The 24,345-nt window shown below is 68.5% G+C and carries 24 protein-coding genes; 9 read left to right on the top strand and 15 right to left on the bottom strand.

Features of this window, described 5'->3' with window-relative positions:
- Window positions 1-13: 13 nt before the first annotated feature.
- Complete coding sequence (locus Aco03nite_RS07645; RefSeq protein WP_203794059.1) at window positions 14-1,972, bottom strand: putative bifunctional diguanylate cyclase/phosphodiesterase; 1,959 nt, start codon at window positions 1,970-1,972, stop codon at window positions 14-16.
- Window positions 1,973-2,081: 109 nt separating this feature from the next.
- Between Aco03nite_RS07645 and Aco03nite_RS07640 the strand changes: the two genes are divergently transcribed.
- Window positions 2,082-3,125: a sugar ABC transporter substrate-binding protein gene (locus tag Aco03nite_RS07640; protein WP_203794058.1), complete on the top strand. Its 1,044-nt coding sequence runs from the start codon at window positions 2,082-2,084 to the stop codon at window positions 3,123-3,125.
- Here Aco03nite_RS07640 and Aco03nite_RS07635 read toward each other — a convergent pair.
- Window positions 3,106-5,265, bottom strand: coding sequence for a bifunctional polysaccharide deacetylase/glycosyltransferase family 2 protein (locus tag Aco03nite_RS07635; RefSeq protein ID WP_203794057.1), 2,160 nt, complete (start codon window positions 5,263-5,265; stop codon window positions 3,106-3,108). The genes Aco03nite_RS07640 and Aco03nite_RS07635 overlap by 20 nt on opposite strands.
- Window positions 5,265-5,495, bottom strand: a complete 231-nt coding sequence (locus tag Aco03nite_RS07630) for a hypothetical protein (RefSeq protein ID WP_203794056.1) — start codon at window positions 5,493-5,495, stop codon at window positions 5,265-5,267. The genes Aco03nite_RS07635 and Aco03nite_RS07630 overlap by 1 nt, the downstream gene beginning before the upstream one ends.
- 148 nt (window positions 5,496-5,643) lie before the next feature.
- Between Aco03nite_RS07630 and Aco03nite_RS07625 the strand changes: the two genes are divergently transcribed.
- Complete coding sequence (locus Aco03nite_RS07625; RefSeq protein WP_203794055.1) at window positions 5,644-6,501, top strand: SGNH/GDSL hydrolase family protein; 858 nt, start codon at window positions 5,644-5,646, stop codon at window positions 6,499-6,501.
- A gap of 126 nt (window positions 6,502-6,627) precedes the next feature.
- Entirely contained in the window at window positions 6,628-7,293 is a 666-nt protein-coding gene (locus Aco03nite_RS07620; protein WP_203794054.1) for a hypothetical protein, read from the top strand.
- An 11-nt stretch (window positions 7,294-7,304) separates the two neighbouring features.
- Here the strand turns inward: Aco03nite_RS07620 and Aco03nite_RS07615 are convergent, their stop codons facing one another.
- The 8 genes from Aco03nite_RS07615 to urtA form a co-directional block, all read right to left on the bottom strand.
- Entirely contained in the window at window positions 7,305-7,883 is a 579-nt protein-coding gene (locus tag Aco03nite_RS07615; RefSeq protein WP_203794053.1) for a TetR/AcrR family transcriptional regulator, read from the bottom strand.
- Window positions 7,868-8,485 (bottom strand): TetR/AcrR family transcriptional regulator, encoded by a 618-nt coding sequence (locus Aco03nite_RS07610; protein ID WP_203794052.1) that lies wholly within the window; start codon window positions 8,483-8,485, stop codon window positions 7,868-7,870. Before Aco03nite_RS07610 ends, Aco03nite_RS07615 begins: the two co-directional genes overlap by 16 nt.
- 9 nt (window positions 8,486-8,494) lie before the next feature.
- Window positions 8,495-10,162: a purine-cytosine permease family protein gene (locus tag Aco03nite_RS07605; protein WP_203794051.1), complete on the bottom strand. Its 1,668-nt coding sequence runs from the start codon at window positions 10,160-10,162 to the stop codon at window positions 8,495-8,497.
- A 57-nt stretch (window positions 10,163-10,219) separates the two neighbouring features.
- Window positions 10,220-10,903: an ATP-binding cassette domain-containing protein gene (locus Aco03nite_RS07600; protein WP_203794050.1), complete on the bottom strand. Its 684-nt coding sequence runs from the start codon at window positions 10,901-10,903 to the stop codon at window positions 10,220-10,222.
- Between the two features lie 2 nt (window positions 10,904-10,905).
- On the bottom strand, window positions 10,906-11,652 hold the full coding sequence (gene urtD / locus Aco03nite_RS07595) for an urea ABC transporter ATP-binding protein UrtD (protein WP_203794049.1): 747 nt from the start codon (window positions 11,650-11,652) through the stop codon (window positions 10,906-10,908).
- Entirely contained in the window at window positions 11,649-12,743 is a 1,095-nt protein-coding gene (gene urtC, locus Aco03nite_RS07590; protein ID WP_203794048.1) for an urea ABC transporter permease subunit UrtC, read from the bottom strand. Before urtC ends, urtD begins: the two co-directional genes overlap by 4 nt.
- The gene (urtB, locus tag Aco03nite_RS07585; RefSeq protein WP_203794047.1) at window positions 12,740-13,624 is read right to left on the bottom strand and encodes an urea ABC transporter permease subunit UrtB; all 885 of its coding nucleotides are present in this window, start codon (window positions 13,622-13,624) and stop codon (window positions 12,740-12,742) included. Before urtB ends, urtC begins: the two co-directional genes overlap by 4 nt.
- Window positions 13,625-13,700: 76 nt before the next feature.
- On the bottom strand, window positions 13,701-14,990 hold the full coding sequence (gene urtA, locus Aco03nite_RS07580; RefSeq protein WP_203794046.1) for an urea ABC transporter substrate-binding protein: 1,290 nt from the start codon (window positions 14,988-14,990) through the stop codon (window positions 13,701-13,703).
- Window positions 14,991-15,244: 254 nt separating this feature from the next.
- On the opposite strand from urtA, the gene Aco03nite_RS07575 reads away from it, so the two are divergent.
- The 4 genes from Aco03nite_RS07575 to Aco03nite_RS07560 are packed head-to-tail and all read left to right on the top strand — an operon-like array spanning window position 15,245 to window position 19,030.
- Window positions 15,245-17,176, top strand: a complete 1,932-nt coding sequence (locus tag Aco03nite_RS07575; RefSeq protein ID WP_203794045.1) for a rhamnogalacturonan lyase family protein — start codon at window positions 15,245-15,247, stop codon at window positions 17,174-17,176.
- On the top strand, window positions 17,173-17,370 hold the full coding sequence (locus Aco03nite_RS07570) for a DUF6250 domain-containing protein (protein ID WP_203794044.1): 198 nt from the start codon (window positions 17,173-17,175) through the stop codon (window positions 17,368-17,370). Before Aco03nite_RS07575 ends, Aco03nite_RS07570 begins: the two co-directional genes overlap by 4 nt.
- A gap of 59 nt (window positions 17,371-17,429) precedes the next feature.
- On the top strand, window positions 17,430-18,620 hold the full coding sequence (locus Aco03nite_RS07565) for an extracellular solute-binding protein (RefSeq protein WP_203794043.1): 1,191 nt from the start codon (window positions 17,430-17,432) through the stop codon (window positions 18,618-18,620).
- On the top strand, window positions 18,617-19,030 hold the full coding sequence (locus Aco03nite_RS07560) for a hypothetical protein (protein ID WP_203794042.1): 414 nt from the start codon (window positions 18,617-18,619) through the stop codon (window positions 19,028-19,030). The genes Aco03nite_RS07565 and Aco03nite_RS07560 overlap by 4 nt, the downstream gene beginning before the upstream one ends.
- On the opposite strand, the gene Aco03nite_RS07555 is transcribed toward Aco03nite_RS07560, so the two are convergent.
- Genes Aco03nite_RS07555 through Aco03nite_RS07545 form a run of 3 tightly spaced genes read right to left on the bottom strand, consistent with a single transcriptional unit; the run spans window position 18,990 to window position 20,005 of the window.
- Window positions 18,990-19,253: a Txe/YoeB family addiction module toxin gene (locus Aco03nite_RS07555; RefSeq protein ID WP_203794041.1), complete on the bottom strand. Its 264-nt coding sequence runs from the start codon at window positions 19,251-19,253 to the stop codon at window positions 18,990-18,992. The two genes, Aco03nite_RS07560 and Aco03nite_RS07555, sit on opposite strands and share 41 nt — an antisense overlap.
- Window positions 19,250-19,534 carry a type II toxin-antitoxin system Phd/YefM family antitoxin gene (locus Aco03nite_RS07550; protein ID WP_203794040.1) on the bottom strand — a complete coding sequence of 95 codons (285 nt, stop codon included), beginning with the start codon at window positions 19,532-19,534 and terminating at the stop codon, window positions 19,250-19,252. The genes Aco03nite_RS07555 and Aco03nite_RS07550 overlap by 4 nt, the downstream gene beginning before the upstream one ends.
- Window positions 19,535-19,579: 45 nt before the next feature.
- Complete coding sequence (locus Aco03nite_RS07545; protein ID WP_203794039.1) at window positions 19,580-20,005, bottom strand: protein-tyrosine phosphatase family protein; 426 nt, start codon at window positions 20,003-20,005, stop codon at window positions 19,580-19,582.
- Window positions 20,006-20,186: 181 nt separating this feature from the next.
- Here Aco03nite_RS07545 and argS point away from each other — a divergent pair, with 181 nt between their 5' ends.
- Window positions 20,187-21,833: an arginine--tRNA ligase gene (argS, locus tag Aco03nite_RS07540; RefSeq protein WP_203794038.1), complete on the top strand. Its 1,647-nt coding sequence runs from the start codon at window positions 20,187-20,189 to the stop codon at window positions 21,831-21,833.
- 97 nt (window positions 21,834-21,930) lie between these two features.
- Window positions 21,931-23,718: a bifunctional metallophosphatase/5'-nucleotidase gene (locus Aco03nite_RS07535; protein ID WP_203794037.1), complete on the top strand. Its 1,788-nt coding sequence runs from the start codon at window positions 21,931-21,933 to the stop codon at window positions 23,716-23,718.
- A 1-nt stretch (window position 23,719) separates the two neighbouring features.
- Here Aco03nite_RS07535 and Aco03nite_RS07530 read toward each other — a convergent pair whose 3' ends face one another.
- Window positions 23,720-24,334 (bottom strand): hypothetical protein, encoded by a 615-nt coding sequence (locus Aco03nite_RS07530; RefSeq protein ID WP_203794036.1) that lies wholly within the window; start codon window positions 24,332-24,334, stop codon window positions 23,720-23,722.
- Between the last annotated feature and the right edge of the window lie 11 nt (window positions 24,335-24,345).

The raw sequence follows: 24,345 nt of genomic DNA, 5'->3' as shown, positions 1-24,345 counted from the left end.
CGGTTGTAGCGAATCACAGAACAGGCTGAAAATCCTTCTGGGTACGCCAGGACGAGAGCCAGGTGATCAGATCGGCGGGCCGGACCGGCCGGCTGATGTGATAGCCCTGGGCGTAAGCGCAGTCCATGCTGCCGAGCAGGGCCAGGGTCGCCTCGTCCTCCACGCCCTCGGCCACCACCTCCAGGTCCAGGGCACGGGCCAGTTCCAGCACGGCCCGGACGATCGCGGCGCCACCGTGCGAGTCGGCGATCGTACGGACGAAACTGCGGTCGATCTTCAGTTCGTGCAGGGGCATGCTCTGCAGGTACGACATCGACGAGTACCCGGTGCCGAAGTCGTCCACCGACAGGCGTACCCCCATCTCGCGCAACCGGGTCAGGACCGTCGACGCGCGTACCGGATCGCTGATGATCGAGGTTTCGGTGATCTCCAGGGTGAGCATCGCGGGTGTCACGCCGGCCAGTTCGAGGGCCGCACCGACCCGGTCGGCGAACGCCTCGTCGAGCAGGCAGACGGTGGGCACGTTGACCGCGACCGACAGGAGCGTGCCGTCCTCGTCGCGCCAGTGCCGGTGCTGGTCCAGGGCCATCGCCAGCACCCGGTCGGTGAGCGGGATGATGATCTCGCTCTCCTCGGCCTGCGGGACGAAGTCGCCGGGCATCAGCAGGCCGCGGGACGGGTGCTCCCAGCGGATCAGCGCCTCGGTGCCGACCACCCGGCCGGTCCGGGTGGACACCTTCGGCTGGTAGAACAGCACCAGCTCGTTCTCGTCGATGGCCCGGCGCAGCTCGCCGATCAGGCCCAGCTCCTGCGAGTTGTGCCGGTCCGCCTCCGGGTCGTAGACGGCGATCCCGAGCCGGTTGCGTTTGGCGGTGTACATCGCGATGTCGGCGTGCTGGAGCAGTTCGGTGCCGGTCGAGCTGTGCAGCGGGAAGACGGCCGCGCCGATGCTGCCGCTGATGTCGACGGTGACGCCGTCCAGGTCGGCCGGGCCCTCCAGCGAGTCGAGCAGCCGCCGGGCCACCTCGGAGCAGTGCTCGGGGGACAGGATCTGCGGCATCAGCACGGCGAACTCGTCGCCTCCCAGCCGGGCCACCGTGTCGCTGTGCCGGACCGCGCCGGTGAGCCGGGTGGCGACCTCCTGCAGCAGCAGGTCACCGGCGTGGTGCCCGAGGGTGTCGTTGACCTCCTTGAACTTGTTGAGGTCGAGCAGCAGCAGGCCGACCGCCTCCTCGTGCTGCCGGGCGGTCCGCAGCGCCTTCTCGATCTCGTCGGCGAGCAGCGCCCGGTTGGCCAGCCCGGTCAGTTCGTCGTGCAGCGCCCGGTACCGGCTCTCCACCGCCTGGCCCTCGATCCGGCGCTGGTGGGTGAGCAGCACGCCGGCGCAGAGCACGAGCAGCAGGAAGTCGACACCACAGACGGTGATCGCGGCCAGGCTGAGCTTCTGGTTGAACTGGTCGGCCTCGGCCAGGTACTGGTCCATCGCCAGCCGGTGCCGGGTGACGTTGGCGTTGGCCGACTTGCGGACGAACGACGCGCTGAGGGTGGCCTGGTCGGCGAGGCTCTGGGTGCGTTCCCGGTCGGTGCCGGTGCGCCGCAGCTCGGTCAGGGTCTGGGTGAACGCGTTGTACGAGTCGGTCACCAGCACGACGTTGCCGACGTCCTCCGGGTCGCCGTAGCGGGCCTGCCAGGCCAGGTCGGAGACGGCCGAGTACATGGCGCTGTCCAGCAGGTCCTTGCCGAACTTCTTGGCCACCATGTAGTCGTTGAGCGCCTCGGACTCCACGCTGATGTGCAGGTCGATCTGCGCCCAGCGGTCACTGATCTGCGAGTTGTGCCGGATGTGACTGGTGGTGGACGCGTTGGTGGTGATGCTGACAGCGGCGAGCGCGGCCAAGGCGAAGACCCCGAGGGCGAGCCCGATCACCGCCGCGCGGGCCACCGCCTTGCTGCGGACCACCTTTGCCAACACCCCTGCGCCTCCCCGGGGACGTCAGATCGCGGCCGTGAAAGAACGGCCCGTTGTCCCGATCGGTCGAATGGCCGCCGGGATGAAGGGGATCACACATACTGAATTCGTCATGAGAAATCGGCGTATTCCGGTGCTGTTGGTTCTCCTGCTCCTCGGATCGGCCGCGTGCACCGAGGAGCAGCCGGGCCCGCCGGTGAAGCCCAAGGTCGGCTTCGTGGTGGCGAACAAACAGCTGAACTACTCGCAGGAGATGAGCCTCGGTTTCATCGCCGGGGTGGACGCCGTCGGCGGGGTCAGTTACCAGGTGGACGGGCCGAACATCGTCGACGGGCCGCGCCAGGTCTCGCTCTTCCGGGACATGCTCAAGAGCACCCCGGCCGGCCTCTCGGTCTTCACGCTCTCCCCGGACCTGTTCGCCGAGCCGATGGCCGAGGCGGTCGGCGAGGGCATGCCGATCATCGCGGTGGACAGCCAGCCGCTGGCCGCCGCCGACGTCGACCTGTTCATCGGCAACGACAGCTACCAGCTGGGCCGGCTGCTCGCCCGGGAGGTGATCGAGCAGCTCCCGTCGGACGCCAGCGGCAAGATCGTGATCGGGACGTCGGCGCCCGGGGTGCCGGTGCTCGACCACCGGGCCAAGGGCATCCGGGACGAGATCACCGAACGGCTGCCCGGTGTCGCGGTGTTCGGCCCGTTCGACACCAAGCAGGAGGTCGAGGCGAACCTGGACGCCTGGAGCACCCTGATCAAGGTCAACTCCTCGGCGCTGGCGTTCATCGGCACCGGCGACGCGGACGGCTGGAACCTCGCCGAGATCCGCCGCAACAGCGGGGCGAACTGGCTGGCCGGCGCCTTCGACATCGACTCGAAGTCCCTCGCGGCGGTCCGGGCCGGTGACCTGATCCTGGTCTCGCCCGAGCACTACATCAAGGGCGCGGTCGCCGGCCGGCTCCAGGCCGAGCACGCCAAGACCGGCAAGGCACTACCCCAGGGCTGGCTGTACGTCCCCGGGCTCGCCGTCGACAAGAGCAACGTCGACGAGATCCTGGCCCGGCAGGCGACCGTGGCGACCCGGGCGGACGCGTTCGCCGCCCGGATCGACCAGGTGCTCACCGATCCGTCGTATCTACGCCCTATTTCCGAGGTCCGCTAGTCATCAGGGCGCTCAGCCCGCCGGCCCGGTTCAGTTTCTGCCAGCCGAGCCGGATGCCACCGATGGCGGCCAGCACCGACTGGATCAGGACCAGATACATCAGCTGCCGGTACACGAACTGCTGCAACGGCACCAGCCAGACCGGGCGCAGCGACTCCTTGTCCAGCCGGAACGCGTACACCGTGCTGATCATCTGCACCGCCAGCATCGCCAGCCACGCGATCGCCGTCTCCACCGGGTCGAGGAAGAACAGGCCGTAGATCAGGAACACGTCGATCAGCGGGGACAGCAGGGGCATCAGCGTCTGGAACAGCAGCAGGTTGAGCAGCCCGCGCCGGCCGAACTTGCCGCTGGCGCCCTTGTCGGTCAGCGCCCGCCGGTGCTTCCACATCGCCTGCATGGTGCCGTAGCTCCACCGGTAGCGCTGCTTCCACAGCTGCCGCACGGTCGTCGGCGCCTCGGTCCAGGCCCGCGCCTGCTCCTCGTAGACGACCCGCCAGCCGGCCCGGATGATCGCGATGGTCAGGTCGGTGTCCTCGGCGAGGGTGTCGTCGCTGAGCCCGTCCACCTGCCGCAGCGCCTCCCGGCGGAACGCGCCGATCGCACCGGGCACGGTCGCCATGCACTGCATCACGTCGTAGGCGCGCCTGTCGATGCTGAACCCGACCACGTACTCGATGTGCTGCCAGAGGGCGATCAAACCCGTCCGGTTGGCGACCTTCGCGTTGCCGGCCACCGCGCCGATCCGGGCGTCGGCGAACGGCTGGACCAGCAGGCGTACGGTGTCCGGCTCGAAGACCGTGTCGCCGTCCATCATCACGACCACGTCGGTGTCGGCCGCCGCGATGCCGGTGTTCAGCGCCGCCGGTTTGCCGGCGTTCGGCTGCCAGATCACCGTCACGTTCGGGAACCCGAGCGACTCGGCGATCTCCGCGGTCCCGTCGGTGGACCCGTCGTCGACCACGATGATCCGGACCGGATGGGTGCTGGCGGCCAGGGACCGGACCGTGTCGGCGATGCACTCCTTCTCGTTGTAGGCCGGCACCACCACCGTCACCGGCCGGGTGTACGGCGCTCCCCACACCCCGGCCTGCTTACTGCGGCGTGCGTGCCGCCAGCCGAGGACCAGCATCAGTCCCAGCCGGGCGATGGTCAGCACACCGAACCCGATCAGCAGCGCGGCGAACCAGGTGGTGGTGTTCTTGGCGATCTGCACCGCGCCGACCAGGCTGAGCCCGAGGACCCGCTCGTCGGTGGTGGCCGCCGGGTTGACCGTGTCCATGCCGCTCAGGGCCGCGACGGTGGTGAACGTGTACCCCTGCTCCAGCAGCGCCGGGATGACCGTGCGCAGTGCCGCGGCGGTGTTCGACCGGTCGCCGCCGCCGTCGTGGAAGAGCAGGATCGCGCCCTCGCCGTCGTCCGGGGTGACCGCCTCGACGATGTCCGCATTGGTGACACCGGACTCCCAGTCCCGGCTGTCCAGGTCGTTGACCACGGTCAGGTAGCCGGCCTCGCCCATCTCGGCGATGACGCTCCAGTTGGTGTCGTCCAGGGCGGCGACCGTGGACGAGTACGGCGGCCGGAAGATCACGCTGGTCACTCCGGCCGCGCCGGCCAGGGCCAGCTGGGTCTCCCGCATCTCGACGGTGCGCCGCCAGTCGTTCTTGCCGGACAGCTCCGGGTGGGTGAAGGTGTGGATGCCGATCTCGTGGCCCTCGTCCACCACCTGCTGGACCAGGTCCGGGTACTTGGCGATCTCCGAGCCGATCATGAAGAAGGTGGCCGGCACGTCGTACTCGGCGAGCACCTCCAGGATCTCCGGGGTGTACTCCGGATCGGGGCCGTCGTCGAAGGTCAGCACGATCTGTTTGGCACCGGCGCTGACCGTGCTGGTGGTGGTGCCGTCGGTCTGGATGATCGGGCCGCCGGTCAGGGCCTCCGCCGGCACGTTCGAGGTCTCCGCCGTGGACTCGATCGCCCCGTCCTGGGTGAACTCACCCTGCACGAGACCGTTGACCAGCAGGATGCTGGCGAAGAGGGAGATCAGGACGGCGAAGACGATCCATCGGGGCTGCGGGGCCTTGATCCGGCGTACCGGAGGAGAGGGTTGGGGCTTCTTCTCGCTCTGATAGACGGCCATCAGCGGGTGCTGCCGGACGGACTGGTGGACACCGTGCCCTTCGTGGTCAGCTCGATCTGCGGGGACTGGACCAACCCGGCCACGACGGCGCTGATGTATATCACCGCCCCCACCGCGGCACAGACGCCGGAGAGCACGACCAGCTTCCGCCGCTTGCCGGTGTTGTCGACGAAGACCTTGGCGCCGGAGTCGCCGGAGTTCTCGTGGAGTTTGGTGGAGGCGTAGATCATGATGCGTTGTCTCCCAGGTGCTGTCTGGTGGGTTCCGGAACGCAAGTTATGCAGGCACTCTGGGCCGGGACTGTGCTCGCGCCCAGCGGGCTCTGTGCAAAAAGTGACGGATGGTAATGTCTCAAGGACTCCATGTGATCGGAGATCGATGATTCGTCGATGGCATGTCGCCCTGCTCGCCGTGCTAGCCGTCTTCGCCCTTGCGTGCGACGGCGCCGGCAACGCGGCACCTCAGCCCACGAAGACCAGCGCCAAACCGGCTGCCGGGTACCCGGCGTCGATGGTCGCCCTGGGGGACTCGATCACCGCCGGGCTGGGCAGCTGCCTGGCCTATCTCGGGTGCACCCGCAACTCCTGGTCGACCGGCAGCAACTCCGCGATCCAGAGCCACTACCAGCGCATCCTCGACAAGAACGGCAAGATCAAGGGCAACGCGGTGAATCTCGCCGAGCCCGGCGCCGAGGCGGACGCGCTGGACGGTCAGGCCCGCCTGGCGGTCGAGCGGAAACCCGCCTACGTGACCGTCCTGATCGGAGCCAACGACGCGTGTGCCGGCCGGGTGCAGGACATGACCTCGGTCGGCCGCTTCCGGGACGAGGTCGACGAGGGTCTGGCTCGGCTGAAGAAGGGTGCGCCGAAAGCGCGGGTGCTGATGGTCAGCATCCCCGACCTGTACCGGCTCTGGCAGATCGGCAGCAAGGACGCCAAGGCTGTCGAGGTGTGGAACAAGGGGCGGATCTGTCCGTCCATGCTGGCCGCGCCGACCTCCACCGCCGACGCCGACGAGCAGCGCCGCGAGAAGGTCAGGGACCGGATCGACGACTACAACACCCAACTGCGACAGGCCTGCCGGGCGTACGGCGGCAAGTGCCGTTGGGACGGTGGGGCGGCTCGCCGGGTGCGCTTCGGCCTGGACCGGCTCAGCCGGTACGACTATTTCCACCCCAACGCCGACGGGCAGAAGGAGCTGGCCGACGTGGTCTACCCCGGCCGCTTCACGTGGTGACGGGGGTCACAATCAAGGCGTTAGGCAACCTTTGGGTGATTTCTGCGGTCCCGTTGTGGAGATATACAGGCGACAGAAGCGACCAACGGATCGCGAGAGGAGCCCGATGTGGCCGGCTGGGTACTCGTGCCAAGTCTGGTCCAGCTGCGCGCGGAACTGAACAGGATCGCGCCGGGCCGGGACAAGACGAGCGACGGCACCATCGGCGACACGGCGCACCAGGGCCGGGTCTCCGACCACAACGACGACGAGGTCGGCAGAGTCCCGATCCGGGACGCCGACTCCAAGCACGAGGTGCACGCCATCGACCTGGACGTGGACCTGCGTGAGTCGGACCTGACCATGGAGAAGGTCGTGCAGCACGTGGTGGGCCGCTGCCGCAGCGGCGCCGAGAAGCGACTGCGCTACGTGATCTACAACCGGCGCATCTGGGAGGCGTCGAACGGCTGGAAGCAGCGGGCCTACTCCGGCGACAACGCGCACACCCAGCACGCCCACTTCTCCGCCTCGTACGAGACGAAACTCGAGGCGTCGACCGTCTCCTGGCATCTGGAGGACATCCCCGTGGCACTCACCGAAGCCGACAAGAAGTGGCTGACCACGCAGATCGACAAGGCCGCCACCAGTGCCGCCGAGCGGGTCTGGAAGACCAAGTGGAACATCAACTTCGAGCCGGGTTCGAAGCCGTACATGGCCGAGGCCGGATCGATCCTGGCGCACGTGCCCAGTGAGCACGGCCTCGCCGCCGAGGTGCTCGCCGAGATCAACACCAAGGTGGACAAGCAGCTCTGAGCCCCGTGGCGCTATGCCGGGGTGACGCGGCCGCGGATGCCGTCCAGCACGGCCTCCGCGGCCCACGCGGCGGCGTCGGCGATGTCGCGCCGATCCAGACCGAACTCGCGGCGGTACGTCACCCAGGTCCCGACCGAGTCGAGGTGCGCCAGCGCCGCGACGATCGCCCGGCGCTGCGCCGGGTCGAGAGCCGGCACCTCGGCGTCCAGCAGCCGTTCGAGCTGTTCCCGCCCGGGTGACGGCGCCGTACCGTTCACCCCGCGCATCGCCGTCTCGGCGACGACGTGCGCCAGTTCCGGCCGGGCGTCGTACCGCTGCATCGTCTCCCGGATCGCCAGGGGGACGTCGAAGATCGACTTCGACTCCTCGCGGGCGAACAGCGTCGCCTCGATCCACGCGGCGGTCGCCAGCAGCAGATCCACGCGGGTGGGGTAGTTGCGGAACACCGTGCGCTCGGCGATTCCGGCGCGGCGCGCGATGACCCGGTACGACACGTCGTCGCTGCCGAGTTCTTCGATCAGCTCGGTGAAGGCGGCGAGGATCGCCTCCTGCGTGCCGCTCAGAGCCGGGCCGGTCACGGTTCTGCCCACGCCGTGACGGGCGGGTTCGGCGTCTCCCGCGCCGTGGTGGGCCGGCTCCGCGTTGTGGCGGGCAGTTTTGCCAGGACCGGGCCGGCCGCGCGGTCGAACGCGTCGCAGATCTCGGCGGCGTCCAGGTCGAAGCCGGTGCGCAGCCGGGCCCAGAACATCGCCGACGAGAAGTAGCAGAGCGCCGTCGCGACCCGCCGCCGGTCCCGCCGGTTGAGCGTCGGCGCGGCCACGTCCAGCATCGCCTCGATCGCCCGCGTGATGTAGGCCGGCTCGGGATCCAGGGTCGGCGAGATCGCGGACGCCCGCGCGCCGACGAACGCATAGGCCGGCTGCGCGTCGAAGGCCCGGAAACGCTCGTGCACGGCGGCACAGAAATCGGACACGGTCACGAACGGCGGCAGCGGGAAACAGGTCTGCTCGATCCAGGTCGCGAGCGCGGCGAGCAGGTGGGCACGCGTCGGGTACTGGCGGTAGATCGTGCGCTCCGAGATGCCGACCTCGTCGGCGAGGGCACGATAGGAGATGTCGTCGAACGAGCGCTCGCGCAGCAGCACCGCGGCGCTCGCGAGAATCGCGGTCGCCGTGTCGACCGGCTCCTCCATCACGTCTCCCTACTTTCCGGCGGCCGCCCGGCGCGGGGGCCCGGTGACTTCCGGCGGGAGCACGTAGCGATCGGAATCGTCGAGGGTGAGCGCCAGCGACGAGACGTACTGCACCTCGCCGTGCGGTCCTCTCTCGGCCGACGCCAGCATATCCGGCCGCTCGAACATGTACCCGGTCACGTGACAGCGGAGCCGCTCGCCCGACGGGTTGCCGTCGGCGTCGAACCGGGGCGAGTCGATGCCGTCGGACCGGCGGCGCAGGTAGTAGCGCCCCCGGGTGGCGAGAGCCGTCGCCGGCGTGGTCACGAACGCGACGCCGATCGCGATGAGCACCGAGAACGGCTCGACGGCGGTACCGAACACCCCGGCGAACGCGAGCAGCGACAGCACCGAGGCGAGGCCCACCGACACCAGCCCGACCGGGTTCCAGCCGTGCAGCATGCCGCGGCGGAACTCCGGGAAACGTGGCGAGATCCGCAGCACCCACTTGTTGATCGCGATGTCGGTGGCGATCGTCACGAGCCATGCCATCACGACGTTCGCGTAGAGGCTCAGCACGAAGGAGATCAGGGTGAAGACGTCCAGCATCATCAGCGCGTACGCGATCACCAGGTTGAACAGCACGAAGATCGACCGTCCCGGGTAGTGCTTCGCCATCCGGGTGAAGACGTTCGACCAGGCGAGCGAGCCGGAGTACGCGTTCGTCACGTTGATCTTGATCTGGGCCACCACGACGAGCACCAGGGCGAGGACGATCGCGAGCCAGTCGGGGAAGAGGGTCCGGTACATCACCACGAACTGCTGGACCGGTTCGGTCGCCTGGTGCCCGAGCCCGGGGTCGACCCGGACCAGCAGATAGACCGCCAGGAACACCCCGATCACCTGCTTGATGCCGCTGAAGACGACCCATCCCGGGCCGGCGAACGCGAACGACGTCCACCACGAGCGCACGTTCGACGGCGTACGCGGCGGCATGGCCCGCAGGTAGTCGACCTGCTCCGCCAGCTGCGGGGTGAGGGCGAAACACACGGCCGCGCTGGACACCACGGCCCCGAAACCGACCGAGCCGTCCGAGTCGCCGGTGAACGACGTGAAGGCGCGGACCGCCCCGGGGTCGGAGACGACGATCCACAGCAGCGGCAGCAGCGCCAGGGCGAGCCACAGCGGCGTGGTCCAGAACTGCAGGCGCTCCAGCGCGCGCATGCCGTAGATGACGATCGGGATCACCACGACCGTCGACACCAGATAGCCGAGCCACAGCGGCATCCCGGTCGCCATCCGCAGGCCCTGCGCCATGATGGCGCCCTCCAGCGCGAAGAAGATGCAGGTGAAGCCCGCGAAGATCACGGTCGTGATGATGGAGCCGTAGTAGCCGAAGCCCGAGCCGCGGGCGATGAGGTCGAGGTCCAGGTTGTAGCGGGCGGCGTAGTAGGCGACCGGCACACCGACGACCAGGATGATGACCGACGCGAACACGATGCCGAGCACGGCGTTGGCGGTGCCGTGGTCGATGCCGATGCTCGCGCCGATCGAGAAGTCGGCGAGGAACGCGATGGACCCGAGGGCGGTCGCGCCGACCGAGGCCGCGCTCCACCGCCGGAAGGTACGCGGCACGTACCGGAAGGCGTAATCCTCCAGGCTGTCCTCTGCCGCCGCGCGCGCGTTGTCCGTCGACACCTGGCAAATTTCGCGGTCCGCTGTTACGGCGGCATTGCAGGTGTGGGTCATACCTGCTCAGATCGCCATGGCGGCTCGCACGGTGGAGGTGGCCGCCTGACCACCCACGCCGGTCTGGGTGACCTGGCCCGAGGCGAGCACGACGTAGCGTTCGGCGGCCGCCAGGGCGAAACCGATGTGCTGCTCGACCAGCAGCACGTGGAGGCCCTCGCCGGCCAGCTGCACGATGGTCTGCTCGATCTCGGCGACGATCGTGGGCTGGATGCCCTCGGTCGGCTCGTCCAGGATGAGCAGTTTCGGCTCGGTGATCAGGGCGCGGGCGATCGCGAGCTGCTGGCGCTGCCCGCCGGAGAGCAGGCCGGCCTTGCGGGCGGCGAACTGCTCCAGGGCGGGGAAGCGGGCCAGCTGCGCGTCGATCAGGGCCCGGCCGCCGCGGCGCCCGTCCGCGACCAGTTGCAGATTCTCCAGCGTGGTGAGCTGGCCGAAGGACTGCTGACCCTGCGGCACGTACGCCATGCCGCGAGCGACCCGCTGGTTGGGGGCGAGCGACGTGACGTCCGCGCCGTCGAACACCACGCGGCCCTTCGACGGCTTGATCAGGCCGATCGCGAGACGCAGCAGGGTCGACTTGCCGGCGCCGTTGTGGCCGAGCACGGCGACCACCTTGCCGGACGGGACCGTCACGCCGTGCAGCACCCGGGTGCGCCCGTAACCTGCTTCGATGTCGGTGAGCTCCAGCATGGTCAGTCCTCCGGGATGGCGTCTGCTGTGCCGAGGTAGACCTCCTGCACCTGGGGGTCGGCCTGGACCTCGGCCACGGTGCCCTGGGAGAGCACCCGGCCCTGGTGCAGCACCGTCACGCGGGTGGCGTACCGCCGCATGAAGTCCATGTCGTGCTCGACCACCAGCACGATCCGTTTCGCCGCGATGCGCTGGAGGAGCTCGCCGGTCGCGGTGCGCTCGTCCTGGCTCATGCCGGCCACCGGTTCGTCGAGCAGCAGCACCTTCGCGTCCTGCACGAGCAGCATCGCGATCTCCAGCCACTGCTTCTGGCCGTGCGACAGGATGCCGGCCGGGGTGGCGAGTTCGCCGGCCAGCCCGGTCTCCTCCAGCGCCCGCTCGATCGACGGGTCGACGCCCCGCCGGGCCCGCAGCAGCGAGATCGCGGGACGGTGGCGCCCGGCGGCGATGTCGAGGTTCTGCAGCACGGTCAGCTCGTCGAAGACGCTCGCGGTCTGGAACGTGCGGCCGACCCCGAGGCGGACGATCCGGTGCACCGGCCGGCCGAGCAGTTCCTTCCCGCCGAGCCGTGCCGACCCGGTGCCGCCGGCCAGGCCGGTGACGGCATCGATGCACGTGGTCTTGCCGGCGCCGTTCGGGCCGATCAGGAAACGGACCTCGCCGGGGTACGCGTCGAAGCTGACGCCGCCGACCGCGACAAAACCGGAGAACTCGACTCTCAGGTCCGTGACGACGAGCGCATCGGTCATGACCGCACCTCTTCGAGTTCGGCGACGACGGGCGCCGGGGCGGGCTGCTCGACAGGCTTCCGGCGGGCCGCCGCGATCCTGGCGGGCAGCGAGGAGAGCCCGTTCGGCAGGAACAGGATGACGACGACGAACATCAGGCCGAGGATGTAGGTCCAGCCCTCGGGCCAGGTCGAACCGAGGCTCGACTGTCCCCAGCCGACCGCCATCGCGCCGAGCGCGGGCCCGAAGAGCGACGCGCGGCCGCCGAAGGCGACACCGGCGATCATCAGGATCGAGGCGGCGGCGCCGATCTCGGCCGGGGTGATGATGCCGACGATGGGCACGAACATCGCTCCGCCGATGCTCGCCATCAGCGCGGAGACGACAAACGCGACGAGCTTGACGTTGGCCGGGTCGTAGCCGAGGAAACGCACCCGTTCCTCGGCGTCCCGGGTGGCGACGAGCAGCTCACCGAAGCGGCTGCGGTAGAGCTGCCACACCGCGAGCAGGCACAGGACCAGAAGACCGGCCGCCACGAGGTAGACCATCAGCTTGTTCGCCGGGTCGTTCAGCACGAAGCCGAAGAAGTACTTGAAGTCGCTGAGCCCGGTGTCACCGCCGGTCTCCCGGATCGTGGAGCTGATCAGGGTGGCCAGCGCGACGGCGAGCGCCTGGGTCAGGATCGCGAAGTACGCGCCCTTCACCCGGCGCTTGAACAGCGCGTACCCGAGGATGCCGGCCAGGACCACCGGGAGCAGCACGATCGCCAGCAGGGTGAACCCCGCGCTGCGGAACGGTTCCCAGAACATCGGCAGCGGCGCGAGCGGGTCGTAGAGCACCATGAACCCGGGGATCCGGTCACCCGCGGACTCCAGCGTGAGGTGCATGGCCATCGAGTAGGCGCCGAGGGCGAAGAACACGCCCTGCCCCATCACGAGCATCCCGCCCCGGCCCCACGCCAGGCCGATACCGACGGCGGCGATGGCCCAGCAGCAGTACTTGCCGACGTTGTTGAGCCAGTGATCGGTCAGCACCAGGGGAGCGACCGCGAGCAGCAGGACGGCGAACACCCCGATGCCGCCGAGGGAGATCCATGGTTTCGGCTTGGTCATGCCAGACTCCTGGTTCGCACCGTGAACAGGCCCTGCGGGCGCAGCTGCAGGAAGACGATCACGAGGATGAAGGCGAGCACCTGCGCCAGGCTGCCGGTGGTCCAGTAGGCGAAGAACGAGAGGGCGACGCCCACCGCCCACGCGGCGATGATGGTGCCCTTGAGCTGGCCGATGCCTCCGGCGGCGACGACGAGGAAGGCCGGGATGATGTACTGCGCGCCCATCTGCGAGTTCGTGCCGCCGATCAGCGACGCGGCCACCCCGGCGACCCCGGCCAGCCCCGACCCGGTGAAGAAGGTGAGCCGGTCGACGGTGCGGGTGGAGATCCCGGACGTCTCGGCGAGGTCCCGGTTGTGCACGGTCGCCCGGATGCGGCGGCCGAACGAGGTGTACCTGAGCCAGGCCGACAGCGCGGCGACGCAGACGGTCGCGAGCAGGATGGTGAACAGCTGCCGGAGCGGCCAGCCGTAACCGAGGACGGTCAGCTGCCCGTCGAGCCAGCCGGGTTTCTCCACCGGGACGCCCTGGGAGGGGAAGATCTGCAGAGCCGCCTGCTGGAGTACGAGGCTGACCCCGACCGTGACGAGCAGGGTGTCCAGGGGCCGGCGGTACATCCACTGGATGACGGTGATCTCCAGCAGGAGGCCGAACAGGCCCGCGACGACGAACGCGACCGGCAGCGCGACCGGGATCGACAGGTCGGTGGCGGTGACGACCTGCTGGACCAGGTAGGCGGCGAAGGCGCCGAGCATCAGGAACTCGCCGTGGGCCATGTTGATCACGCCCATCTGGCCGAAGGTCAGCGAGAGGCCCAGCGCGGCGAGCAGGAGCAGCGCACCCTGGGCGCTGCCGTTCAACAGCGGGGCGATCAGTGCGTCCACATTCAATCGCTCTCTCTATGGGGGTTCGCATGCCGCGGTCGGCATGCGAACCCCGCGTCTTTCATCGAAAGGGTGATCAGCCCGCCGCGTCGGTCAGCTGCTTGCGGATGTCGGCCGGGAACCAGTCGTAGCCCTCGAGGTACGGGTCGGGCTCGATGAACTTGTCCGAGGACCAGACGATGTCGAACTGGTTACTGGAGTTGATCTTGCCGATGTGGCCGGGCTTGGAGATGTGGTGGTTCTCGCCGTCCAGCGTGACGGTGCCCTCCGGCGCGTCGAACGTGATCGGCTTCGCCTTCGCCGCCGCGTTCACCGCGTCCACGTCGAACGAGCCGGCCGCCTCGACCAGGGCCTTGTACAGGTACAGCGAGATGTAGGCCGCCTCCATCGGGTCGGAGGTGACCCCACTGCTGTTCGGGTACGCCTTCCAGCTCTCGATGAACTTCGGGTTGGTGTCGGTCTTCAGCGACTGGAAGTAGTTCCAGGACGCGTACTGGCCGGTGACCTCGTGACCCATCGCCGGCGCCTCCTCCTCGGCGATCGACACCGAGATGATCGGCGTGGTCTCGGCCTTGAGCCCGGCGTCGTAGTACGCCTTGACGAAGCCGACGTTCGACGAGCCGTTGATGGTGTTGAAGACGAAGTCGGGCTTGGCCGCCACGATCTTCGCCACCTGACTGGTCCAGTCGTCCTTGTCGAGGGGCACGTACTCCTCGCCGACGATCTCGATGCCGAGCTCGGCCGCGTACAGCTTGATGATCGCGTTCGCGGTGCGCGGGAAGACGTAGTCGCTACCGGCCAGGAACAGCTTCTTCACACCCTGGGAGGCGAGGTAGTCCATCGCCGGGATGATCTGCTGGTTGGTGGTCGCGCCGGTGTAGTAGATGTTCGGCGACGACTCCAGGCCCTCGTACTGCACCGGGTAGAAGAAGAGGCCGTTGTTCTTCTCGACGACCGGCTTGACGGCTTTGCGGGAGGACGACGTCCAGCCGCCGAAGATCGCGGCGACGCAGTCCTGGGTGAGCAGCTTCTCGGTCTTCTCCGCGAAGGTCGGCCAGTCGGTGGCGCCGTCCTCCTGCACGTACTCGATCTTCTTGCCGAGGATGCCGCCGCCGGCGTTGATCTCGTCGGCGGCCATGTGCAGCACGTTGGAGACGGTCTTCTCGGAGATCGCCATGCCGCCGGTGAGGGAGTTGAGGAAGCCGAGCTTGACGCTGGCGCCGGAGGTGTCGACGCAGCTGGGGGCCGCGGACGTCCCGCCGGCGACGGCTTCGTCACCGGCCCGGGCACCACAGCCGGAGAGCGCGAGGGCCAGGGTCGCCCCGACGGCCACAAGCGTGCGCGGGCGCTTGCTGGAGGTGGACATATGTGAGAACTCCGTTCCTGGCTGCTTCAGGTGAGAGCAGATTGACCGCGCGTCATTGCTCTGACATTTCTTGACTGTTCCAACTCTGTAGCTGTAGCCCGTGCCGGGTAATTTATGTCCTAATTTGTTCGTTCTTACGATGTCAAATGTCTGCCATCAACGGCGCAGGAGGGGTAGCTATGGCACAGTCCTGACATCCACTGCTTCAAATTTCTGCAAACGTCGATACACAGTGGTCCGGTACCTTCCGGCTGATGAGAGCGATCATCGCCGCCGCGGCCGGTTTCACACTGGCCGCCGGCTTTCTCGCGACGCCGGCACACGCCGGTGACGCCCATCCCCGGAGAATCGTCGAGGCGTTGGACCGCGGTCTCGTCGCGGTGCCCGGACAGCACGGCGGCACGTACCTGAGCTGGCGTCTGCTCGGCACCGAGTACGGCAGTGACATCTCCTTCAACGTCTACAAGGGCGCCCGCAAGCTCAACCGCAAACCCGTCGACACGTCGACGAACTTCACCGATACCACTTCCGGTACGGGTACCTACACCGTCCGTGCCGTGGTGCGGGGCCGGGAGCAGGTGGCCAGTGGCCCGGCTGTCACGCCGGGCGACATTCCGCTGCTGCCCGCCGCGAACTACTACGTGCAGCACGCCTGGCCCGGTGACCTGGACGGGGACGGGCGCTACGAGATCGTCGTCTCCCGGCTGTCGTACGCGCTCGACCAGCCCGGCTATCTGGAGGCGTACACGCTCGAGGGAAAGAACCTGTGGCGGGTCGACCTGGGCGTCAACTCGTATGCCAGGGCCGGTGGCAACGCCGCCAACGATCCACCGCTCGCGGCGATCAGCGGCTACGGCGACGTGGCCGGATACCGCAACGACGACAACGTGACCGTCTACGACCTGGACAGCGACGGTACGGCCGAGGTCTTCGTGAAGACCGCCGCCGGGACGACCTTCGCCGACGGCGCGGTGGTCAAGGCATCGGGCGAGTTCGACCAGTTCGTCTCGGTCATCGACGGGCTGACCGGCGCCGAACGCTCGCGCGTGCCGGTGGCGGACGACTTCGTCGCCGACGGGCCCTCCGGCGGGCAGTACGGGGTCGCCTACCTGGACGGTGTGCACCCCAGCCTGATCACCAAGCAGGTGGTCCGTGCCGGGGCGCGGCGCGGGGACTTCCGGGTCCTGATCGGGGCCTGGGACTACGACGGCCGGCATCTGACCCGGCGGTGGACGTTCGTTCGTGGCGCGCAGGGCACCAGTTTCCACCAGTTGCGGATCATCGACGTCGACCGGGACGGGCGGGACGACATCGCGGACGGCAACTACGTCGTCGACAGCGACGGCTCGTTCCGGTACGTCGTCGACGGCTCGACCCACGGAGACCGGTTCCACATCGGTGATCTCGACCCGGCCCGCCCCGGGCTGGAGGGTTACGCCATTCAGCAGACCGAGGGCGGTGTCTTCACGAACTTCCCCTGGTACTACTACGACGCGGCCACCGGCGAGCGCCTGATCACCGGCTCGCACCCGGACATTCCGCAGGACGCGACACTCTGGGACATCCCGCGCGGCACCACCGCCGACATCGACCCGGCCCACCCGGGATACGAGTTCTGGGCCGCCACCGCGAACAGCGACCTACCCGGCGCCGGGGTGTGGAGCGCCGACGGGACGCGACTCTCGAAGAGCACGCCGAGTGTGAACTTCCGCATCTGGTGGGACGGTGACAAGGGCTCCGAGCTGCTCGACAACACGTATGTCGAGAAGTGGAACCCGCGGACCTCCACGAGTGCGAAGCTCTTCGAGCCGTCCGGGGTGGTGTCGTCGTGGCGCAACGCGGTCCCGTTCTACGGCGACATCCTCGGGGACTGGCGGGAGGAGTACCTCGCCGAGACCGCCGACCACACGGCGCTGCGGCTGTTCACCACGAACGTCCCGACGAACGTGCGGCTCTACACCCTGGCCCACAACCCCGGTTACCGGCTGGGCTGGACCGTCCGCGGTTACCTGCAGTCCACCCTGACCGACTTCTACCTGGGCTTCGGCGGCAAGCCACCGGCCAAACCCCGGATCACGACGGCGCGGAAGAGTTCCTGGTCCGTCATCGCGTACGACAATTTCGCGAAGGATTCCGGTAAATGGGCGAGCGAGCTGCAGAGCGGTGGCACTACACCTCGCCATTGATCGAGGCCAACGTACCGATCAAGGTCCGGATCGAGGTGGACGGGCCGAAGATCCGTTACTGGAGTGACGGCCGGCTGGTCTTCGACTACACCGACCCGGCCTCGTACCGCGACGGCTGGTTCGCCTTCCGGACCGTCGCGAGTCACTTCCACATCGAGGACTTCACGATCTGGCGCCCGCCGGTGAACGTCTGACCTGATGTGCGCCCGCCGAGGGATCACCCGGCGGGCGCACATCGAGTAACGTAAATCACATGGCGGAGGTCTATTCGCGACGGTCGTTCATGGTCGGGACGCTCAGTACCGGCCTGCTCTCATCGGCAGCCGGATACCTGCTCACCCGGCACGAACCGGTCCGGCTCACCCTCGTCACCGGCGGTGAACCGACAGGCGGCGGGCGGAACCTCCTGATCACCCTCTGGAACCAGCTCAACCCGGACATCTTCATCGACGCGAAGATCGTTCCCAGCACCACGTACGACCAGGTCGAGAAGTTCGTCGCCACCGACGCGGACATCTACAACCTCGACCTCATCCACATCCCCCGGTTCGTGGTCGAGGAACGGATCGAGCCGATCACCCCGCGCGGCGACCTCTCGCTGCTGGCGCCGGTCCAGCGGGTCTGCCAGGTCGACGACGGCTCCGGGCGACTGTGGGCGGTCCCGTTCAACAGCGACGTCGGCATGCTCTTCCGGCGGATCATCGACAAACGGGTCGCCGACCCGGAGCCGGAGCTGAAGGACGTCCTGAAACTGGACGGCTTCATCGGGCAGCTGGCCACCGTCGGCCCGCAGACCGACGAGGCGTTCGTCATCAACGTGCTCGAACACGCTCTGGCCCAGGATCCGCTGATCCTCGACCAGGAGGGTGTCCTCTCCACCAGCCTCAGCCAGTGGCAGAGCGCCCTCGCGCCGCTGGCCGACGCGATGCGGTCCGGCCGGATCAAGGCCAACCCCAGCGAAGAGGACACCATCCGCCAGTTCCGGCAGGAGAACCTGCGGTACATGCGCAACTGGCCGGTCTGGTTCCCGAGCGTCGACCGGGAGGAGCGGGCCCGGCCGACCACCGCGGAGATCCGGCTGAGCCGGCTGCCGGTCGGGATCCTCGGCGGGCAGAGCCTCGCCATCAGCAAGGACACCCGATATCGAGAGGCCGCCGAGAAGGTCATCCGGTTCCTCACCGACACCGCCGCGCAGAAACTCCTGGCCACGTACGGGTTCGCACCGCCCGGGCTGGACGCCTACATCGACGAGGAGCTGAAGGTGTCACAGCCGCACCTGGACATGGTCCGCAACGCGATAAACGACTCCCGGCCGCGCCCGATGCACCCCCGCTATCCGGAGTTCGCGCAGCGGTTCAAGGAGCACACCTACGCCTACCTGCACCGCGGCGAGGCGCTGACCCAGCGGTTCGCCCAGGACATCCAGGAGGTGCTGAAGAAATGAGCTGGCCGGGCCTGCAGGGCTGGCACATCTCGATCTACGTGACGGTGGCGATCCTGGTCATCCAGTTCATCGTCGACCAGGTCCTGAAACGGATCTACGCCGGCCGGGGCACCGAGCCGCCGGTCCCGGAGCCGACCCCCGAGGCCCTGAACCGCCAACTCGGCGGCAAACGCCTGCGAACCGGCATCCTGGCCCTGCTCGGCAGCATCGCGGTCCCCCTGTTCGCGATAAGTGTGCTGGGCCCCAACCTGGCCGACCAGCTGGCCGGCGCCACCGGAACCGGCCTGGGCGGCCTGACCCTCTGGCTGGCCTGGCAGACCCACAAGGAGTCCCAGCGCCTAGCCGACTACCTGCAGAACCTCACCGAGGTCAGTGATCGTCATAGTGGAACCGGCACGCCACCACCGTGATGACGTCACCGCGGATGTCGTAGACGAGCCGGTCCTTCTCGGTGATCCGGCGGGACCAGACCTCTCCTGAGACGTGTTTGAGGCGTTCCGGTTTGCCGGTCCCGCTGCGTGGGTTTCGGGTGATCTCCGCGATCAGCCGGATCGTGCGAGCCGGCACCTTGGGATTGCTGGTCGCCCAGAACTCCAGGTCCTCCATGGCGCTGGAGGCGACGGAAAGCTTCATTCGCCGGTCTCGGCCCGGAACCGTGCGGCCAGCTCGTCGGGATCGATCATCTCCGCCGATCCGGTGCGGGCCTCGGCAAGACCGCGCAGGATGTGGGTGGCATTGGCGCGGGTGGAGAAGAGGTGCAGGGTCTCCTGGAGCGACTCGTAGTCCTCGGCTGACATGAGCACCGCGTTGCCGCCGTTGCGGGCCACTATCTCGACGACGGTGTGATCTTCGTTGACCTGGCGGACCAGGGGAAACAGGTTATCCCGAGCCTGACTGATGCTGACCGCGACCATGTTCCCATTCTGACTCGTACAACTTTCCCGTACAAGTCCATCGAGCTAGTGAAAGCGCTCGACGAAGCGTTTCTGCCAGGGGGTCTCGACGGCGTGTTCGTTGTAGTTGCGGCGGATGAACGTGACCGCCTCGGTGGGTGGGACGCCGTCCAGGACGGCCAGGCAGGCCAGGGCTGTGCCGGTCCGGCCTACGCCGCCCCAGCAGGCCAGTTCGACTCGCTCGGCGTCGGCGTGGGTCAGGGCTTCTTGCAAGACCGATTTTGTGTACGCCCGGTCGCTCGGTAACCAGAAGTCGGGCCAGCGGATCCAGCGGGTGGTCCAGCCGAACTCGGGTGGGGGTTTGCCGAGCAGGTAGACGCCGAAGCGGGGCGCGTGCCCGGTCGGCATCGGGGCGCGCAGGCCCCGGCCCCGGACCAGCCGCCCGGACGGCAGCCGCAGCACACCCTTGTCGTCCTCGTTCCACCCCGTCATGGATTCGATCCTTCCAGGCGGGCTATCATCGCCGCATGTTCGACTTCAGCATGCGACGCCGGCGTTCCTCGGACCGCCGCTGAAGTCATGCTTCCCACCCGGCGGGTCGATCCCGCCGGAGCTGGTCTGAAGCCGTCCCCGGTTCGGCCCGCCATCGTCTCGTACCGATGGGGTCATACCGATGAATCTCGAAGAACTGCTGCACGACAAGCTCGCACCCGCCCTGGAAGCGGTCGCCGGGCATCCGGTCGATCCGGCGGTCCGGGCCTCCCCACACGCCGACTTCCAGTCCGGCGCGGCCCTCGCCCTGGCCCGGGAGCTGGGCCGGCCGCCCCGGGAGATCGCCGCCGAGGTGGCCGCGGCCGCGGACCTGGCCGGGATCGCCGACGTGACCGTCTCCGGCCCGGGTTTCCTGAACCTGACACTCACCGATGAGCTGATCGACCGGTCGCTGCGGGCGGCCGCCGCCGACTCCCGGCTCGGTGTCGCCGTGGAGCGGAAGCCGGAGCGGATCGTGATCGACTACTCCGGGCCGAACGTGGCCAAGGAGATGCACGTCGGCCATCTGCGGTCGACGATCATCGGGGACGCCCTGGCCCGGACGTACGACTGGCTGGGTCACGAGGTCGTCCGGGTCAATCACCTCGGCGACTGGGGCACCCCCTTCGGCATGCTGATCGAGCACCTGCTGGACACCGCGACGAGCGACGACGGCCACTCGATCGGCGACCTGACCGCTTTCTATCAGGCGGCGCGGTCCAAGTTCGACGGCGACGACGACTTCCGGACCCGGTCCCGGCTCCGGGTGGTGGCGCTGCAGTCCGGCGACCCGCTCTCCCGGGAGCTGTGGCGGAAACTGGTCACCCAGTCCGAGCGGTACTTCCTCGACGTCTACCAGCGGCTCGGCGTCACCCTGGGCCCGGACGACTTCGCGGGGGAGAGCCGGTACCAGGACGACCTCGCCGGGGTGGTCGCCGGCCTGACCGCACAGGGCCTGCTGGTGGAGAGCGACGGCGCCCTCTGCGCGTTCCCACCGGGTTTCACCGGGCGGGACGGCGCCCCGCTGCCGCTGATCGTGCGGAAGGCGGACGGCGGTTTCGGGTACGCCGCGACCGACCTGGCCGCGGTCCGGCACCGGGTCGGGAAGCTGGCCGCGGACCGGATGCTCTACGTGGTCGGCACCCCGCAGCGGGTCCACTTCCAGATGGTGCTCGCGGTGGCCCGGCAGGCGGGCTGGCTGCCGGACTCGGCGCACGCCGAGCACATCGGTTTCGGGTCGATCCTGGGCGCCGACGGGAAGATGCTGAAGACCCGGGCCGGCGACACCGTCAAGCTGGCCGACCTGCTGGACGAGGCGGAGTCCCGGGCGACCGCACCGGAGATCGCGATCAGCGCGATCAAGTACGCCGACCTCTCCGGCGACCGGCGGGGCGATTACACCTTCGACTGGGACCGGATGCTCGCCATCACCGGCAACACCGGACCTTACCTGCAGATGGCGTACGCGCGGATCTGCTCGATCTTCTGGAAGACCGACCGGGGACCGGGCGTGGTGACCGTCGGTGAACCCGCCGAACGGGATCTGGCGCTGGCCCTGCTCGGGTTCGAGCCGGCCGTCCGGGCCGCCGCCGCGCTCGCCGAACCGCACCGGCTCGCCGGCTACCTGCACGGTCTGGCCGCGACGTTCTCCACGTTCTACGAGAAGTGCCCGGTGCTGAAAGCCGGCGACCAGGTCCGGGACAGCCGGCTGGGCCTGGCCGACCTGACCGCCCGGACCCTCCACACCGGAATGTTTCTGCTGGGTATCGAGGCGCCCGAGCAAATTTGATCTTCACGCAACCTGTCGTTGATCGACCGATCCCGTTCCCGGTGGTTAGGGTGCTGGTTTCGATGCATCCCCCCTGTTTCACGGCGAAAGGCCCGTCATGACCCCCGTATCGCGCCGTACCGTCCTGGCCGCCACCGCGGCCGGCGTCGCCGCGCCCCTGGTGATCTCAGAGGCGGCGCAGGCCGGTGCCCCGAAGCCTTCTTCGAAGCCGGACACCACCTACCGGCTGACCGTTCTGGGCACGTCGGACACCCACGGCAACGTCTACAACTGGGACTACTACCAGGACGCCGAGTACGACGACAGCGCCCACAACGACGTCGGCGTGGCCAAGCTGGCCGCGCTGGTGACCAAGCTGCGCGCCGAGGCGACCGGCCCGGTCCTGGTGCTGGACGCCGGTGACACGATCCAGGGCACCCCGCTGGCCACGTACTACGCCAAGCAGGAGCCGATCACCAGCACCGGCGAGAAGCACCCGATGGCCCGTGCCATGAACGTGCTGCACTACGACGCCATCACGCTGGGCAACCACGAGTTCAACTACGGACTGCCGCTGCTGAACCTGTGGATCCGGCAGCTCGGGTTCCCGGCACTGGCGGCGAACGCCGTCAGCGTGAAGACGGGTAAGCCGGCGTTCACCCCGTACGTCATCAAGAAGGTGTCCCTGGGGCGCCACGCGCCGACCCTGCGGGTGGGCATCCTCGGACTGACCAACCCCGGCTCGGCCATCTGGGACAAGGCCAACGTCGAGGGGAAGATCGCGTTCACCGACATGATCGCCAGCGCGGCCAAGTGGGTGCCGATCATGCGGGCCCGCGGCGCCGACGTGGTGCTGATCTCCGCGCACGGCGGCGACAGCGGCACCTCCAGCTACGGCGACGAGCTGCCCAACGAGAACCCGACCGCGCTGATCGCCGAGCAGGTCCCCGGCATCGACGCGATCCTCTTCGGGCACGCCCACCGCGAGGTGCCGGAGCGGTTCGTCACCAACCTGAAGACCGGCGAGCGGGTGCTGCTCTCCGAGCCGTCGAAGTGGGGCCAGCGCCTGACGAAGATGGACTTCACCCTGACCCGGGTCAAGGGCCAGTGGAAGATCACCGGCAAGGCCGCGGCGTCGCTGAACACCAACACGGTCGAGGCCGACCCCAAGGTCCTGGCGGCGGTCCGCAAACAGCACGAGAAGACCGTGACGTACGTCAACCAGGTCGTCGCCGCCTCCACCGAGGAGCTGTCCGCGGCCACCAGCCGGTACGAGGACACCCCGATCCTCGACTACATCAACAAGGTGCAGACCGACACCGTCACGGCGGCGCTGGTGGGCACTTCTTTTGAAAACCTGCCGGTGCTGTCGATCGCGGCGCCGTTCAGCCGGACCGCGGTCTTCCCGCAGGGCGACGTGAAGATCAAGGACGTGGCCGGGCTCTACATCTACGACAACACCCTGGAAGCGGTCGTGCTGACCGGCGCCGAGGTGAAGGCGTACCTGGAGTACTCGGCGAAGTACTTCCGCACCCACGCCGCAGGTGCCCCGGTCGATCCGGAGACGATCGCCGACGCGTCGATCCCGGACTACAACTACGACGTGTTCTCCGGCGTCGACTACGACATCGACATCAGCAAGCCGATCGGCAGCCGGATCACCCGCCTGCAGATCGGTGGCGTGGACGTGGCCGCCGGCGCCGAGTTCGTGGTCGCCGTCAACAACTACCGGCGCTCCGGCGGCGGCAGCTTCCCCGGCATCGTGAAGACCCAGGTCTACAACGAGCAGCAGGAGATCCGGCAGCTGCTGATCGACTGGGCGCAGGCCAAGGGCGCCATCGACCCGGCCGACTTTTACGCCCGCAACTGGCAGCTCGTCCGCGAGGGTGTGCCGGTCACCTTCTGAGTCAGTCCTTGGCCAGCCACTTCGCGTTGGTGTCGGCCTCGACGTACATGCCGCTGCTCTTGCCGGTGGCGAGCTGGAACGTGCACAGATAGGTGCGCACGCCGTCGGCGTCCCGCTCGCCGTCCGGCCGGCAGGCGACACTCGTCACCGCGCCGAACTTCTTGATGACCGTACGGTCGCCGATCAGGCTGTCCTGCAGCAACGTCGTGATCTTGTGCTCTTCGCGGTACTGGTAGTACGGGATCGCGACGTTGACGGTCAGCGCCGACCAGAACGCGGCGCCGGCCAGCAGGGTGGTGACGAAGGCGATCCAGTACGGGCGGCGCTGACGGCCGTACCGTTTGGCGGTCGCGGACCGCCGCAGCGCCGAGATCACCCCCAGCGCACTGAGGAAGAACGTCCAGGTCACCACCGGCCGCCACGACGGCGCATCCGGGCGCCCGGCCGCGTGCACCTCACCCGGGAACCGGACCAGCAGCTGGCCGTGCCGGTAGACGGGGGAGTAGGCCGGGGCGTCGTGCGGCGACGCCACCGGCGGCTGCTCGGGAGCGGGCGGGGTCGCCCAGGGCGGGGCGGTCGGATAGTGCCCCGGCTCCGGCGGAGTCTGGACTGTCATGTGGCGACCCT

Origin of the sequence: Actinoplanes couchii (genome assembly GCF_016862075.1) — a bacterium.
Taxonomy (GTDB): domain Bacteria; phylum Actinomycetota; class Actinomycetes; order Mycobacteriales; family Micromonosporaceae; genus Actinoplanes; species Actinoplanes couchii.
The sequence above is the reverse complement of the archived record's forward strand: the minus strand, read 5'-3'. Positions and strand labels throughout refer to the sequence as shown.